Origin of the sequence: Aurantimonas sp. E1-2-R+4, from assembly GCF_036549515.1 — a bacterium.
GTDB classification, from domain to species: Bacteria; Pseudomonadota; Alphaproteobacteria; order Rhizobiales; family Rhizobiaceae; genus Aurantimonas; species Aurantimonas coralicida_A.
Genome location: NZ_JAZHLK010000006.1, coordinates 59,484 through 74,446, shown reverse-complemented (window position 1 = coordinate 74,446; position 14,963 = coordinate 59,484). Strand labels below are relative to the sequence as shown.

The window sequence follows — 14,963 nt, the reverse complement described above, 5'->3', positions numbered from 1 at the left end:
CGGCCGTGTCTGACGATGTCTTGCGCTCATCGGACGCAAGCGCTCCGCAACGGTGATGCCTTGGCCCCCTGAGCCTTTCTACGCCGTCTCGTCCGTTCCTTCTCAACCGGTTATCACCGTGAGGGCAAGCTTCGGACAAGCGCTTCCTCCTAGACCATGAGTCTCAAGAGCATTGGCGCGAGATGTCATGGAACAGGTCTATCTTTTTGGAATCGCTTCGCAGCGCACCTCGTGGTTGGCCACGCGCCAGACGGTGGTGGCCGAAAACGTCGCCAATGCGAATACGCCTGGTTACAAAGCCAAAGACCTGGCGTCCTTCAGCGAGGTTCTGGCTTCGACACGTCTCGATCTCGCGAGCTCCAGCAACATGCATATGGCCTCGCTCGGCGGTACCAGCGACAGTCAGGATGTCGTCACTGAAACGCCTTGGGATGTCACCCATTCCGGCAATTCCGTGAGCCTTGAGCAGGAGATGCTCAAGGCCGGTGAGATTTCTCGGGCGTATTCTCTCGATACGTCGGTCGTGAAGGCGTTTCACCGCCTGCTCGTCATGTCCGTGAAGGGATAACTCCGATGTCCGATCCGCTTCTTGCCCCGCTCAGGATCGCCGCTAGTGGCCTTCAGGCACAGTCCACGCGCATGCGGGTGGTTTCCGAGAACATCGCCAATGCCCAGACCACGGGGACGACAGCCGGTAGCGATCCGTATCAGCGCAAGACGGTCACCTTCCAGGGTGAGCTCGATCGTGTCACCGGTGCCGAAATGGTCCGGGTCGGCGGAATCGGGACTGACGAAACCCCCTTCGTCCTCGAGCATGACCCGGGCAACCCGGCGGCCAACGCCGAGGGCTACGTGAAAATGCCGAATGTACGGATGCTCGTCGAAATGGCGGACATGCGCGAGGCGAACCGCTCCTACGAAGCCAACATCCAGGTGGTGAAGCAGGCGCGCGAAATCATCAACATGACCATCGACCTTCTGAGGAGCTGACCATGATCCCATCCATCGGAGCAACCTTTCCGAGCATCGGCACCAGCGCGGTCGGCAATACATTCACCCCAACGGGACCTGCTCAGGCGGCCGCTGGAGCCGATTTCGGCACCGTCCTGTCGCAGATCGCGAGCGAAGCCGTCAACACGGTCAAGACCGCCGAGGCAACGTCGATCAAGGGGATCAACGGCAATGCGACGACGCAGTCCGTTGTCGAATCCGTCATGGCCGCCGAACGGACGCTCCAGACGGCTGTTTCCATCCGCGACAAGGCCGTCAGCGCCTATCTCGAACTGTCCCGCATGGCGATCTGAGGCGATCCGGCCCTGTCATTCGCCTCGCGAATACTGCTTTTCCGGCGCTCCAGGAACATTGGAATGCCGGTCCATCATCCTGAAGGAGCCACCCGATGCGAGCCCTTGCAATCGCCGCCACCGGCATGAACGCCCAGCAGACCAACGTTGAGGTCATCGCCAATAACATCGCGAACATCAACACGACCGGATTCAAGCGCGCGCGCGCCGAGTTCACCGATCTGCTCTACCAGGTGGAACGGATGCAGGGCGTTCCCGCGCGGGGCGGGCAGGGTGTGGTGCCGGAAGGCGCCCAGCTGGGCCTCGGCGTGCGTCTCGCGGCAATCCGCAACATCAATCTCCAGGGCACGCTCAATCAGACTGGTAACAAGCTCGATCTCGCCCTGAACGGGGCCGGCTGGTTCCAATTGGAAGGGCCTGGCGGCGAGATTCTCTATACCCGCGACGGCGCATTCAACACCAATGGTGAGGGGCAACTCGTCACGCTCGACGGTTATCGCGTCGAACCGGCCATCACGGTCCCGCAGAACGCCACCGAAATCACCGTCAACGAGAGCGGACAGGTTTTCGCTCAGGTGGACGGTCAGGCCGATGCGCAAGAGATAGGCCAGTTGACGATCGCGACTTTTGCCAATGACGCGGGATTGGCTGCACAGGGCGGCAACCTGTTCAAGGAAACCCTCGCTTCGGGCGGCCCGACCGCGGGCGTTCCGGGGGATCCGGGCATGGCGGTGGTTCATCAGGGCTATCTGGAGGATTCCAACGTCGATCCCGTGAAGGAAATATCGCAGCTCATTTCCGCTCAGCGGGCTTACGAAATGAATTCGAAGGTGATTTCGGCGGCCGACGAGATGGCAAGCGTCGTCACCAAGGGACTCCGTTAGACCATGAGCTTCATGGCAACCACCCCTCGAGCCCTGTCATCCGGCCTTTTGGTGGCCGCGGGTCTCGCCGCGTTTGCGGCACTGCTTGTTCCAATCCAGGGATTTGCGGCCGAGCTCGACCTTCCGGTTCCTGCGGCCGTCGTCTATCCGGGTCAAAGCGTTGTGGACCGGGGCATTTCCTACAAGGCCTATATCGTCAAGGACGAAAAGATCACGCTCTACGTCATCGAAGACGACATGCTCGCGGGGCAGGTGGCACGGCGCACTCTTCTGCCGGGCAAGCCAATCCTTCTGTCGGATCTCAAAACCCCGGACCTGGTGCGGGCCGGCGCGGCCGTGACGATGGTCTTCCGCGAAGGCGGGCTGATCATCACCGGCCTCGGCACGGCGCTGCGCTCGGCCGCCGAAGGCGAGATCGTGCGCGTGCGCAACGCCGACAGCGGTCTCGTCGTCTCCGGTATCGTCGAAGCCGACGGCAGCGTTCGGATCCACGGATGATCGTTCGGCTGCTCCTCGGGGTCCTCCTCATCGCCGCGAGCCTTCAGGGCACGTCGGCCGCCGACTATAGCGGCGCCGGCGGTCAGGCTGTGGCAAAGCTCCAGCATGTCCGTGGGAACCCGGCAGATGCGGCCGGCACCGTCCGCATCAAGGACATCGTCAATATTCGCGGCGTGCGGGCCAACCAACTCGTCGGTTACGGTCTCGTGATCGGTCTTCAAGGGACCGGCGATTCCATGCGCAACGCGCCATTCACCGAGCAGTCGATGCAGTCGATGCTCGATCGGATGGGCGTCAACATCCGGTCCCAGTCCTCGCGCAGCAAGAATGTCGCGGCGGTTATCGTGACCGCAGAACTGCCGGCTTTTATCGGCACCGGCTCGCGCATCGATGTCACCGTGTCCTCGCTCGGCGACGCCTCGTCGCTGATGGGGGGTACGCTGGTGATGACGCCGCTGTATGGCGCTGATGGTGAGATCTACGCAGTGGCACAAGGCCCGCTTGCGGTGAGCGGTTTTTCCACCCAGGGCGACAGCGAACGCCTGACCCAGGGCGTACCAACCACTGGCCGGGTCGCGAACGGCGCGCTTGTCGAACGGGAGGTGCCTGGTGCCTTCAACGATGACGGCCGATTGGCGATCGAGCTTTTCAATCCGGATTTCAAGACCGCGATCCGCGTCGTCGACATCGTCAACAACTATTCCGTCAATCGCTGGGGCGCGGCCGTCGCGCAGGAAGAGGACTTCCGTACGATCCATCTCAAGCGGCCCGCGAAGGTGTCGAGCACCCGTTTCATCGCCGAGATCGGTGATCTCAGGATCGAGCCCGACCAGGTGGCGCGGGTCGTTATCGATGAGCGGACCGGCACGGTCGTCATTGGCAGGGATGTGCAGATCTCCACCGTCGCCCTGACCCATGGCAATCTGACCGTCCGGGTCAGCGAACTGCCGGCCGTCTCGCAGCCTGAGCCCTTCTCGAAGGGGCAGACCGTGGTGACCTCCGAAACCATCGTCGACGCCCAGCAGAGTGGCGGGTCCTTCGCCTTCGTCGGCGGCGCCGATCTGGAATCCGTGGTTCGCGGCCTCAACGGTATGGGGCTGAAGCCGACGGGGATCATCGCGATCCTGCAGGGGATCAAGACGGCTGGTGCCTTACAGGCCGAACTCGTGGTGCAATGATGATTCAGACTTTCACGCGAACGGGATGGCGCGCTGCCTGGCTCGTCGTTTTCGCCCCTGCTCTGGCGCCGATCGGCTTCGCGCATGCGGCTGGAGCGCCCGAAATCCCACCTCAGGAAGTCCGAATCATCGGCGAGAGCGGTGACGTCGCCAAACGCAAAAAGCCCGCCAGTGAGGTCGAGAAGTACTGTCTCAATATCGCTGACAAGGCCCAGGACGCTCGCTACGCTTTGGAGCAGAAGCAATTGACCGAACTCGAAACCGAGATCGGCAAGCAGATCGACGCCCTCGAAGCCAAGCGGAAGGATTATCAGGAATGGCTGGCGGAGCGAAACCGCTTCCTCGACGGCGCATCCACGATCATCGTCGACATCTATGCCAAGATGAAGGCTGACGCTGCCGCCGCGCAACTCGCTCAGATCGACCGCGATTCCGCTGCCTCGTTGATCGCCCGGCTGAAATCGCGTCAGGCCAGCGACATTCTCAGCGCGATGCCGCCAGCCACCGCCGCCGAAATCACCAACTTGATCGTTCAAAAGACCTCCGCCGGTGGTTCGATGGACGAGAAACAGGTCGCGGAGAGCAAATCGTGAGAGCTTTGGCCGTTATTGCGCTCGCCGCCCTGGCCGGCTGCTCGACGACGCGCGAGGACGCGTTTCGCGAGCCGGCCCTGTCGCCGGTTGGCGCCGGGCTCTATGAGAATCCGCCGATCGTCGCCCAGCCGGCCGCGTTCCCGGCCGCCGGACCGCGCACACCGCATTCGTTGTGGAGCGACGAGCGTGCCGACTTCTACCAGGATCCGCGCGCCCTCGGCGTTGGCGATATCGTCACGGTGAAAATCCAGATCCGCGACCAGGCATCGCTCGACAACAATTCGGAGCGTTCGCGCAAGTCCGGCATCGACTCCGGGCTCGATCTGGCTGGAACTTTCGGCCAATACACACTGCCGACCGTTGGGGCGACACTGGGCGCCAACGGCAAGTCCGACATGGCTGGCAAGGGCAGGATCAAGCGGTCCGAGGACATCGATCTGTCGGTCGCGGCCGTGGTCGGCCAGAAGCTGCCGAACGGCAATTTGTTCATCAGCGGCCAACAGGAAATGCGGGTCAATTTCGAGGTCAGGGTGCTGTCCATCGCCGGCATCATCCGGCCCCGCGACATCCTGGCGAACAACACCATCGAATATGACAAGATCGCCGAGGCGCGGATTTCCTATGGCGGCCGCGGCCGCATTACCGAGGTTCAACAGCCCGGTTGGGGCCAGCAGATCTACGATATCGTCGCGCCTTACTGAGGCCTGTCGCCTTTCCGGCAAAGCCGCGGATCGGCCCGGGCAACCGGCGGCTGTACCCCCGCAAGTCTCGCGACAGCCAGACCCGATATCGCTCGGTCGTCGGCAAAGGCATCGCCATGAGGGCGCTGCCGCCGACGCGTGAGTGGAGAGGGGTCGTCGCATGGTCGAGATCGGCACTTCCGGCAAAAACAAGACAGCGCCATGAAGGGTGACGGACTGATTCCGACCGTCGTGGTGGTGGTGATTCTGACTCTCGTCGCGGGCGGTGGCGGAGCCTTCCTCGGCAGTATACTCGGCAAGTCCGGGGCATCGCCGGAGCAGAAAACTGAGCCTGCCACGCCGCCGGTCGAAACGGCAAACGAGGTCGACAGGGGCGATAGCGACCTGGCTACGGCGGAGCATGACGAGACGCCGCTCCGCCTGATTCCGCTAAAGCCGATCCTCACCAACATCTACGCGCCCCCGCGCACCTGGCTTCGCATCGAGGCTTCGCTGGTCCTGAAAGACGATGGCAGCGTCAACGCCGATGTCCTCGCCGCGGAGATCGAATCGGATACGCTGGCATTCCTGCGTTCGGTCCAGCTTGCCCAGATCGAGGGTACGCGCGGACTGCTTCATCTGCGCGAAGACCTGCGCGAACGGGCCCGCCTGCGCTCACCGGCGGTCATCGACTATCTCATCCAGACCATGGTCGCCGAATGAGACCGCTGCTCTTTCTTCTCGCCATTCTCTTCGCCACGCCGGCCTTTGCGCAAACCCCCGATCTATCCGGGCTGGCAGCTCTGATCCCTGCCGGGGATTCGAGCGCGTCGGGCCGCATCGTGCAATTGTTCGGCATCGTCACGATTCTGTCGGTCGCGCCGGGGCTTCTGGTGATGGTCACCTCCTTCACGCGTATCGTCATCGCGCTGTCGATCCTTCGCGCCGGAATTGGCCTGCAGACGACGCCGGCAAACCTCATCCTGATATCCCTGTCGCTGTTCATGACCTTTTTCGTCATGGCACCGACCTTCGACCGCGCCTGGAACGACGGTCTGCAACCGTTGTTGAACAATTCGATCAGCGAGGAGGACGCGTTCTATCGGATCACGGATCCGTTCAAGGACTTCATGCTGACCCAGGTGCGACCCGCGGATTTGGCGCTATTCGGAGACATTGCCGACGCGACCAGCCGCACGCGGGTCGAGCCGGCCGAGCAGGGGGCCGCCGACGAGCGCGACGTCGCATTGCGTGTTCTGATACCGGCCTTCATGATTTCCGAGCTGCGCCGCGGCTTCGAGATCGGCTTTCTCATCGTGCTGCCATTCCTGGTGATCGATATGATCGTCGCCACGCTGACAATGTCGATGGGCATGATGATGCTGCCGCCGACGATCATCTCGTTGCCCTTCAAGATCCTGTTTTTCATCCTGATCGACGGTTGGAACATGCTTGTCGGATCGTTGGTCCGCTCGTTTTTTTAGCCGCGCCAAACACACCCGGTCGGGACGCATTTTCACACTTGGTTAACGTTAAGAACCTAGGTTAACCCGCGACGGTACCGAACATGATGACGCGGACCTTGATTTAGCAAAAAGCCCATGAAGGGCGACTGCGCCATTAAGGGTAATGGAATGACGAGTATCAACACCAACGTCGCAGCGATGACGGCTCTGCAGACGCTGCAGCAGACGAACATGGCGATGGACGACACCCAGAACCGGATCTCGACCGGACTTCGTGTGGCGGAAGCCAAGGACAACGCGGCCTACTGGTCGATCGCCACCGGCATGCGTTCGGACAACCAGGCCATGTCGGCGGTATCCGACTCGCTCGGCATCGGCGCGGCCACGGTCGACACCGCCTATACCGGCCTGAGCGCCGCTAAAGACGTGCTCAACGAAATCAAGGCCAAGCTGACGACCGCGACCAGTGATGGCGTCGACAGGTCCAAGGTGCAGTCGGAAATCACCGCGCTGCAGGAACAGCTGAAGACGATTTCCGATTCGGCTTCGTTCTCCGGTCAGAATTGGCTCAGCAACACGGCCGCGACCACCCAGAAGGAAATCGTTTCGTCGCTGTCGCGCGATGCCAGTGGCAAGCTCGCCGTCGGGTCGATCAAGGTCGACATCGTCAGTATCCGCCTCTTCGCCGCCAATGCCGGCATTCTCGACAAAACCATCGATATCGACCAGTTCGAGGCCGCGACCGGTACGTCGACGGTCGAGACCACCGCGGTCGATTTTGCCAACGCCGACGACAAGATCACTTTCAGCATCTCGCAGAACGGCGCCGCTGGCCGCACCGTGGAAATTACCCAGGCAACCCTGACCGCCGCGGGTCTGGCCGGTACGTCCATCAAGTCCGACGGCGATCTCAAGGCAGTTTACGCGCAGGCGCTGCAGGACGCCGGCATTCAGGGTATCGATGTGTCGATTACCGCGGGCGCCTTGAGCTTCAAGTCGCTCGAGAGCTTTACGGTCACCGCCGCGACGGGCTCCGGGACGAGTGGCCTCGCGGTCGCCGATATTGGTCTGGCGGCTATCGATACCGTTTCTGCTGCCACGGGCACCTTCTCCACGGCGGTCGATGCCATCGACATCTCGGTGGCTGGCGTCACTTCGGGACAGGTTCAGGCCTATATCCGGGTGGTCGACGAAGCGCTGTCGCAGGTTACCACCGCGGCATCCAGCCTCGGCGCCGTCCAGAACCGGGTGGAGATGCAGACGAACTTCGTCTCCAAGCTTATGGACACAATTTCCAAGGGTGTCGGCGCTCTTGTCGATGCCGACATGACCGAGGAGTCGACCCGCCTCAAGGCGCTGCAGACCCAGCAGCAGCTCGGTGTCCAGGCGCTGTCGATCGCCAACACCTCTACCCAGGCAATTCTGCAGCTGTTCCAAGGCTAACCCACCCCCAACAGCCATATCACTGCATGAAAGGGCCGCTCCGCAAGGGGCGGCCTTTTCCGTTGGCGGCATGGTTCGGTCGCTTGGACGCTCTGGGTTGCAATCTGTCGGATCTCACACGCGTTGATGTTACTTTTCATTAACTATACCTCATTCCGATTGGTTAACCATAAGGAGATGGAGTTTCGGCAGAAGCAGAAGAGGTCGTGTTGCTTTAAGGAGCTGGAAGGAAATCGCCCGTTATATCGGAGGCATAGCGAAGTGGTCGGACGGGAAAATCAGACCACAGGCATGATGCCGACTCGCTATCCCGGCCAACCCGGACTGTCTCATCCCAATTTTGTATTCGCGTAACGGGAAGACACCCTACTATGACCAGCATCAACACCAACGCTTCCGCCATGACGGCTCTCCAGAGCCTTCAGATGATCAACTCCTCGCTCGACCAGACTCAGTCCCGCATCTCCACCGGCTTCCGCGTCGGCGAGGCGAAGGACAATGCGGCATACTGGTCGATCGCCACCACCATGCGCTCGGACAACCAGGCCATGTCGGCGGTGTCCGATTCGCTCGGCATTGGCGCTGCCACGGTCGACACTGCCTATACCGGCCTCACCGCCGCCAAGGACGTGCTCAACGAGATCAAGGCCAAGCTGACCACGGCAACCGGCGAAGGCGTCGACAAAGCCAAGGTTCAGTCGGAAATCACCGCTCTGCAGGAACAGCTGAAAACGATTTCCGATTCGGCTTCGTTCTCCGGTCAGAATTGGCTCAGCAACACTGCCGCTGGCACGCAGAAGGAAATCGTTTCCTCGCTGTCGCGTGACTCTTCCGGGATGCTTTCGGTTGGTTCGATCAAGGTCGATATTGCCAACATCCGGCTCTTCTCCGCCGATGCCGGCATCCTCGACAAGACCATCGATATCGATCAGTTCGCTGCGGCAACCGGCACTTCTACGGTCGAGACGACGGCGGTCGCCTTCGGTGCCGACAACAAGGTCTCGTTCAGCATCTCGCAGAACGGCGCTGCCGGCCGCACGGTCGAAATTACCCAGCAGACGCTGACCGACGCCGGCCTTGCCAGCAGCACGATCAAGTCCGATGGCGATCTCAAGGCGGTCTACACCCAGGCCCTGAAGGACGCTGGCATCCAGGGCATCGACGTGACGATCGCCGCAGGCGCGGTGAGCTTCAACTCGCTCGAGAGCTTCACGGTCAGCGCCGCGACCTCTTCCGGCACAACCCCGCCGGCCGTAGCCGATCTCGGTCTGGCAGCGGCTGACACCGTTGCCGGTGCCACCGGCACCTTCTCGACGGCAGTCAACGACATCGACATCTCGACGGCTGGCGTGACGTCCGGCCAGGTCCAGGCCTACATCCGGGTCGTCGACGAGGCACTGTCTCAGGTCACCACCGCGGCATCCAGCCTCGGCGCCGTCCAGAACCGCATCGAGATGCAGACGAACTTCGTCTCCAAACTTATGGACACGATCGCCAAGGGCGTTGGCGCCCTGGTCGACGCGGACATGACCGAAGAGTCGACCCGTCTCAAGGCGCTGCAGACCCAGCAGCAGCTCGGTGTTCAGGCGCTGTCGATCGCCAACTCCTCCAGCCAGTCGCTGCTCTCGCTCTTCCGGTAAACCTCCGCCGGAAATAGACAGCAGGACATCTGAACGGGTCCGGCCTCCAAGGCCGGGCCCGTTTTCGTTTGCCTACAGTCCTGCGGCTGCCCTGACGTAATTGCTGGGGCAGGGCGTTAACCTTTCGTTAACCGTGGTCTCGCGCAAGCTTCGGTCGGCATGGTCCGGCCGATCGCATACCGTGCCACCGGAAAATCGTAGGGTTAATTCATGGCGCTCGCCATTAACGGACAAGCTCAGCAGCTTTTCAGCAGTCTCTCCTCTCTCGGCCCGAGAAAGCTATCGGCTCTCGGCCTCGTCGGGTTTCTCGTCATCGCGCTCGTCGGCCTCGGCAGTTACTATTTGTCCCGTCCCGACATGGAGACGCTGTATTCCGGCCTCGATCGGACCGATGTGACGCGGATTGGCGCGGCGCTGACCGAGGCTGGCATCTCCTTCGACGTCAGTGCCAAGGGAGACGCCATTCTGACGCCTTTCTCGCAGACAGCTCCGGCGCGCATGCTGTTGGCCGAGAAGGGATTGCCGCGCTCTGAAAACGCCGGCTACGAACTCTTCGACAATCTCGGCTCGATCGGCCTGACCTCCTTCATGCAGGAAATCACCCGCGTCAGGGCGTTGGAGGGGGAGATCGCCCGCACCATCCAGACCCTGAGAGATGTCCGCGCCGCGCGTGTCCACATTGTCCTGTCGGACGAGGGTTCGTTTCGACGCGAGCAGCGCAAGCCGTCGGCCAGTGTGGTCATCCGTACCGACAGCTCGCAGGATTTCGGCTCCGCCCAGGCGATTCGCTCGCTTGTCGCATCGGCCATTCCCGGCATGACGCCTGGCGAGGTGACGGTGCTCAACGCCGATGGCACGCTGCTCGCATCGGGGGACGATGCTGCCTCCGCTGCGCCCGGCAAGCTGCTCGGCATCGAGAGCGTGGTGTCGAAGAGCGTCGAGGAATCGATCCGGCGTACGCTCGCGCCCTATCTTGGCATCGGCAATTTCCAGAGCAGCGTCTCGACAAGCCTCAACACCGACCGCAGGCAGGTGAGCGAGCGGATTTTCGATCCCGAGAGCCGAGTGGAACGCTCGACGCGCAGTATCCGTGAGACGGCGCAGAGCCAGGATTCGACGAACCAGGCCCCCGTGGGGGTCGAGCAGGACGTTCGTGCCGCAGACGAGACGGCGACGGGGACGGGCGAAAAATCGGTGGACGAAAAGGACCGGCGCGAGGAGCTCACGAATTACGAGATTAACGAGAAGACGATCTCCACGACCAGCGACGGCTATGAGATCGAGCGCCTGTCGATCGCCGTTGTCATCAACCGTCAGCGTATCTTGGAAGCGATCGGCGAGAGCGCGACGGATGATCAGGTCGATGCGCGCATCGGTGAGATCGAGTCGCTCGTCGCTTCGGCCTCGGGCTTTTCCAGCGAGCGAGGCGATCAGCTCAAGGTGACCGCCGTCGATTTCCTCGACACCGGCAGCGCGCTCGAGCCGATTCCCTCACCAGGGTTCGGCGAGATGTTCATGCGGCAGTCCGGTACGCTGATCAATGCGCTGACGATCCTTGCCGTCGCCGTGCTGCTCATCTGGTTCGGCTTGAAACCCGCGATTCGAGCGATCGTCGCGATTCCGCCGGCCAAGGACGAGAACGAGGTCGATCCCTTCGACTCGCCCAATACCGACCTTTTGAACAGCCTGAACTTCGACGTCGGCGCCGCACCAGCTTCCGACGATATAGCTCAGATGGTCGGGATGGACCCGGCCTATCTTGAGGATTTGACCCGCAACCAGGCGACGTCGCCAAAGGCGCGTCTCGAAAAGCTCGTCGATTTCGACGAGGAGCACGCGGCGCAAGTTCTCAAGCAGTGGATACACCAAACACAGGCGGCGTAATACATGCTCCCTCTCGCGCACTACCTCCCAGAATTCGACGCGGACGACGGAATGCCATTCGAGAGTCTGGCGCCCGTGAATCGCTCGAGCAAACCGACCTTTGAGCATCCGATCCTGGTTGCCAGCCGCGATGTCGAGGCGGGGACTGCCGTCCCAGTCATTTCATCGCCTATTCCGGAGATCCTCGAGGTCGATGAGGTCGACGAGCTGGTCCTGCCTGAAGCAGGGATGCCCGACCGGACGGGCGAGGCGCATTGGCCGGCGACGGACATGCCGGAGTCGCTCGACTTCGGCGACGGAACCGACGCCTTGCCGGACTTGGACGCGGACGTCGACGGCGCCGAAGAGCCCGATGACGGGCGCCTCGCGTTGCAGGCGGAAATGGATGCAGCGATAGAGGCCGCCCGGGCCGAGGAACGCGAGTTGGCCGAAGCGGCCCAATCCGCTGCGATCGAGGCGGCGCGCGCCGAGTGGGCGACGGCCGAAGGCGAGCGGCTTGCGACACTACTTTCAGGTCGGCTCGACCGTATCGAGATGGTCGTGCGGACCACCTTAGCCTCCGTATTGAGACCAATCGCCGTCAATACCCGCCGGCGGCAAAGCGTTCTGGAACTTGCCGACGCTACCCGCATGCTGATCGGCGATGGCAAGGCGTTGTCGGTTCGCGCGACCGGTCCCGCCGATCTCCTCACGGCCCTTGACGAAGCCTTGGGCACCGGCCGCGACTTCGTGACGTGGCAGAGCGACGAGACCCTGGTCGACGTTCGCATCGAGTGCGACCAGACCGTCATCGAGTCACGTCTGCACGGCTGGCGCGCGGCACTGGAAGAGGCCCTCGCGTGAGCGAACAGTCCGAGGCGGGGCATCTCGAGCGCCAGGAAATCATTATCGTCCGTCGCCGGGCCCACACCGAGGAGGCGCATCACGGTGGCGTCTGGAAAATCGCCTTCGCCGACTTCATGACGGCGATGATGGCGTTCTTCCTGGTTATGTGGCTGACCAACGCCTCGGACGACGCGACACGCAAGCAGGTCGCGCAGTATTTCAACCCGATCAAGCTGAATGATGCCTCGCCGGCGAGCCGGGGTGTCGAGAGCAAGGACGACGGCGCCTCGCGGGACGCCAACGACCAGGGGCAAAGCCGCGCCGAGACCAATGGCGACCCCAACGGCATGCCGCTGGCGGGCGATCAAACCGGCGGCGAAGAGCAGGCGTTGTTCCGCGATCCTTACGCGGTTTTGGCCGAGATTGCCGCGGAGAGCGTCTCCAGCAATTCCGGCAAACTCGAAGGCAAGCCCGATGGATCGGGCCTGCCCGGGCTCAATGGCGGCGATGCCTATCGCGATCCGTTCGACCCCGCGTCGTGGCAGCTCACGCCCAACACCGTGGAAAGCGGCGGGCAGACCGAAGCGCAGCCACCGGCCGAATTCCAGACTGCGGTTCTGCCGCCAGAAAATTCGGCGGCGGGCGATCTGGCCGAACAGGACATCGCTCCTGTGGAGGACGTGGCCGATGCGGCACCGGACGAACAGGTCACTCCCGGTGAGCCGGCCGATCCGACAGACGGCGCCGATGCGGCGTCCGAGCACGCGACTGCGATCAGGTCGGAGATCGAGGCGGAGCTGGCCAAGTCGGGGCAGGCTTTGCCGCCCAATATCGAAGTAACTGCCGGGGAGGGCGGCGTGACGGTCTCCCTCGCCGACGATCTCGCAACCGGCATGTTTCAGATCGGATCGGCCAAGCCGACGCCGGAGGCCGTGGCGATGATGGAGAAGATCGCAGCGGTCCTTGCCCGGCGCGACGGCGACGTCGTCATTCGCGGTCACACCGACGCGCGTCCGTTCCACAGCGCCGAATACGATAATTGGCGCCTATCCACCGCGCGGGCCCATATGGCCTATTACATGCTGACCCGCGGCGGTTTCGACGAAACCCGTATCAAATCGATCGAAGGTGTGGCGGACCGCGATCCGAAATATCCCGACGATCCGGAAGCTGCCGGCAATCGGCGGATCGAGATCCTGCTGATCGAGCCGGTTGCGTGAACTGGCGGTTTGCTCGATGTCTTGGAAGGACGGTTGCGGCGGTCTTGATCGCTGCGGCATCGGCCGCTGTCGCCGAGCCGACGGCGCCGCCGACCGCGGTGGTCCAGCCGGATGCTGAAGCGGCCGCCACGCGGGTCCGTGCAGCGGGCGAGGCGGCCAAGTCGCTGGAAATCGCCGTTGCGGCTCAGGACGAGGAACCTGCCGATCCGGAGGCATCGAAATGGCCGCGCGAACGCGCCCCGATGCCATACGAGATCGTCCGTTCGCTTCAGTTCCTCCAGGATCAAGTGGCGCGTGGCAACGGGCCTGCGATCCGCGTGCAGTCGATGCTGCTGAGGCGTTACGGTCCGACCTTCCTCGGACTGAAACCGGAAACCTGGGAGGATCCGCGCAATCGGCGTGCCGCGGCGCTGTTCGTCCTCAGCGGTGGGCCGCCGTCCGTGCTGCGGGGAATTCTGGCACGGGTGACCCTTGCGCCAGAAGATCGCCCGTTGCTTGAAGGGGCGCTGGCCTATGTGGAGAACCGCAGCGCGGATGCCGAGAGAAAACTATCCGTAGTTGATTTGACCCACGTGGAGAGTGGCCTTGCGGCACAGGTCAATCTGGCAGTTGCCCAATTGCAGCAGGCGGACAAACCGGCAGAAGCGCTGCGGCGTCTTTCCCAGGTCATGTTGGTCGCGCCAGGAACCTTGCTGGAGGAGGCGGCACTCCGTATGGGCGTTTTGCTCGCCGAGCAGACCGGGGACCAGGAAGCCGCGAACCGCTACGCTCGGCAGTATTTCGATCGCTTTTCCGCCTCCGCTTACGCGGGTAATTTTCGCGCTCGCTTTGCCGCAGTCTATGCCGCCCGACCGGCGGGAACGGAGGATGCGGTCATCGCGACGATTGCCGACGCGACAGCGACGATTCCGCGCTTGGAACAACTCGGTATCTATCTGGCTGTCGGACGGCGGGCCCTGGTGGCCGGAAATCTGACGCTGGCGAACAAGGCAGCGGCGAAGGCGCTGACCTATGACGAAGCCGGGGAGAGCGAGCGCCAGCGGGCGCTGCTATACGAGGTCGCGTCGACATTGACGGAACGCGACTTCGCCGAGGTGAAGGCAACGCTCGAGGCCATCGATCCGGACGCGCTGCACCCGGCCGACCGCGAACTTCGCAACGCCGCTATGGATGTGCTGAGCGAAATGCGCAAACCTATGGTTGCCGGCATCGTCGGCACTGAGGCTCCGCAGGAGGCCGCGACGCTGTCGCCGATTCTCGCGCGGGGCGCGGCGATCCTCGACGCTGTTCGCGACGATTTGAAAAAGGCTGCACCATGACCGCCCCCATACTCGCCCATACCGAATCA

16 protein-coding genes are annotated in these 14,963 nt (G+C 62.7%); all 16 read left to right on the top strand.

Annotation, left to right across the window (positions count from 1 at the left end):
• The first annotated feature begins 187 nt into the window (after window positions 1-187).
• A complete protein-coding gene (flgB, locus tag VQ045_RS04735) occupies window positions 188-568 on the top strand; it encodes a flagellar basal body rod protein FlgB (RefSeq protein WP_327623907.1) in 381 nt (126 codons plus the stop codon).
• A 5-nt stretch (window positions 569-573) separates the two neighbouring features.
• Window positions 574-990, top strand: coding sequence for a flagellar basal body rod protein FlgC (gene flgC / locus VQ045_RS04730; protein ID WP_327623906.1), 417 nt, complete (start codon window positions 574-576; stop codon window positions 988-990).
• Window positions 991-992: 2 nt separating this feature from the next.
• Window positions 993-1,304, top strand: a complete 312-nt coding sequence (locus tag VQ045_RS04725; protein WP_327623905.1) for a flagellar hook-basal body complex protein FliE — start codon at window positions 993-995, stop codon at window positions 1,302-1,304.
• Window positions 1,305-1,399: 95 nt separating this feature from the next.
• Window positions 1,400-2,188 carry a flagellar basal-body rod protein FlgG gene (gene flgG, locus VQ045_RS04720; protein ID WP_327623904.1) on the top strand — a complete coding sequence of 263 codons (789 nt, stop codon included), beginning with the start codon at window positions 1,400-1,402 and terminating at the stop codon, window positions 2,186-2,188.
• Window positions 2,189-2,200: 12 nt separating this feature from the next.
• Entirely contained in the window at window positions 2,201-2,686 is a 486-nt protein-coding gene (flgA, locus tag VQ045_RS04715; protein ID WP_327623903.1) for a flagellar basal body P-ring formation chaperone FlgA, read from the top strand.
• Window positions 2,683-3,864 carry a flagellar basal body P-ring protein FlgI gene (gene flgI / locus VQ045_RS04710; RefSeq protein WP_327623902.1) on the top strand — a complete coding sequence of 394 codons (1,182 nt, stop codon included), beginning with the start codon at window positions 2,683-2,685 and terminating at the stop codon, window positions 3,862-3,864. The genes flgA and flgI overlap by 4 nt, the downstream gene beginning before the upstream one ends.
• Window positions 3,864-4,457, top strand: coding sequence for a MotE family protein (locus tag VQ045_RS04705; RefSeq protein ID WP_327623901.1), 594 nt, complete (start codon window positions 3,864-3,866; stop codon window positions 4,455-4,457). Before flgI ends, VQ045_RS04705 begins: the two co-directional genes overlap by 1 nt.
• The gene (gene flgH, locus VQ045_RS04700) at window positions 4,454-5,158 is read left to right on the top strand and encodes a flagellar basal body L-ring protein FlgH (RefSeq protein ID WP_327623900.1); all 705 of its coding nucleotides are present in this window, start codon (window positions 4,454-4,456) and stop codon (window positions 5,156-5,158) included. The genes VQ045_RS04705 and flgH overlap by 4 nt, the downstream gene beginning before the upstream one ends.
• A 201-nt stretch (window positions 5,159-5,359) precedes the next feature.
• Window positions 5,360-5,860 carry a flagellar basal body-associated FliL family protein gene (locus VQ045_RS04695; RefSeq protein ID WP_331829318.1) on the top strand — a complete coding sequence of 167 codons (501 nt, stop codon included), beginning with the start codon at window positions 5,360-5,362 and terminating at the stop codon, window positions 5,858-5,860.
• Window positions 5,857-6,621, top strand: a complete 765-nt coding sequence (gene fliP / locus VQ045_RS04690) for a flagellar type III secretion system pore protein FliP (protein WP_327623898.1) — start codon at window positions 5,857-5,859, stop codon at window positions 6,619-6,621. Before VQ045_RS04695 ends, fliP begins: the two co-directional genes overlap by 4 nt.
• 150 nt (window positions 6,622-6,771) lie before the next feature.
• Window positions 6,772-8,046, top strand: coding sequence for a flagellin N-terminal helical domain-containing protein (locus tag VQ045_RS04685; protein ID WP_327623897.1), 1,275 nt, complete (start codon window positions 6,772-6,774; stop codon window positions 8,044-8,046).
• Between the two features lie 371 nt (window positions 8,047-8,417).
• On the top strand, window positions 8,418-9,686 hold the full coding sequence (locus VQ045_RS04680; protein ID WP_327623896.1) for a flagellin N-terminal helical domain-containing protein: 1,269 nt from the start codon (window positions 8,418-8,420) through the stop codon (window positions 9,684-9,686).
• A gap of 210 nt (window positions 9,687-9,896) precedes the next feature.
• The gene (gene fliF / locus VQ045_RS04675) at window positions 9,897-11,570 is read left to right on the top strand and encodes a flagellar basal-body MS-ring/collar protein FliF (protein ID WP_331829317.1); all 1,674 of its coding nucleotides are present in this window, start codon (window positions 9,897-9,899) and stop codon (window positions 11,568-11,570) included.
• Between the two features lie 51 nt (window positions 11,571-11,621).
• Window positions 11,622-12,413, top strand: coding sequence for a hypothetical protein (locus VQ045_RS04670; RefSeq protein ID WP_331829316.1), 792 nt, complete (start codon window positions 11,622-11,624; stop codon window positions 12,411-12,413).
• Entirely contained in the window at window positions 12,410-13,615 is a 1,206-nt protein-coding gene (locus tag VQ045_RS04665) for a MotB family protein (RefSeq protein WP_331829315.1), read from the top strand. The genes VQ045_RS04670 and VQ045_RS04665 overlap by 4 nt, the downstream gene beginning before the upstream one ends.
• A 44-nt stretch (window positions 13,616-13,659) precedes the next feature.
• Window positions 13,660-14,934: a hypothetical protein gene (locus VQ045_RS04660; protein ID WP_331829314.1), complete on the top strand. Its 1,275-nt coding sequence runs from the start codon at window positions 13,660-13,662 to the stop codon at window positions 14,932-14,934.
• The last annotated feature ends 29 nt before the right edge of the window (window positions 14,935-14,963 follow it).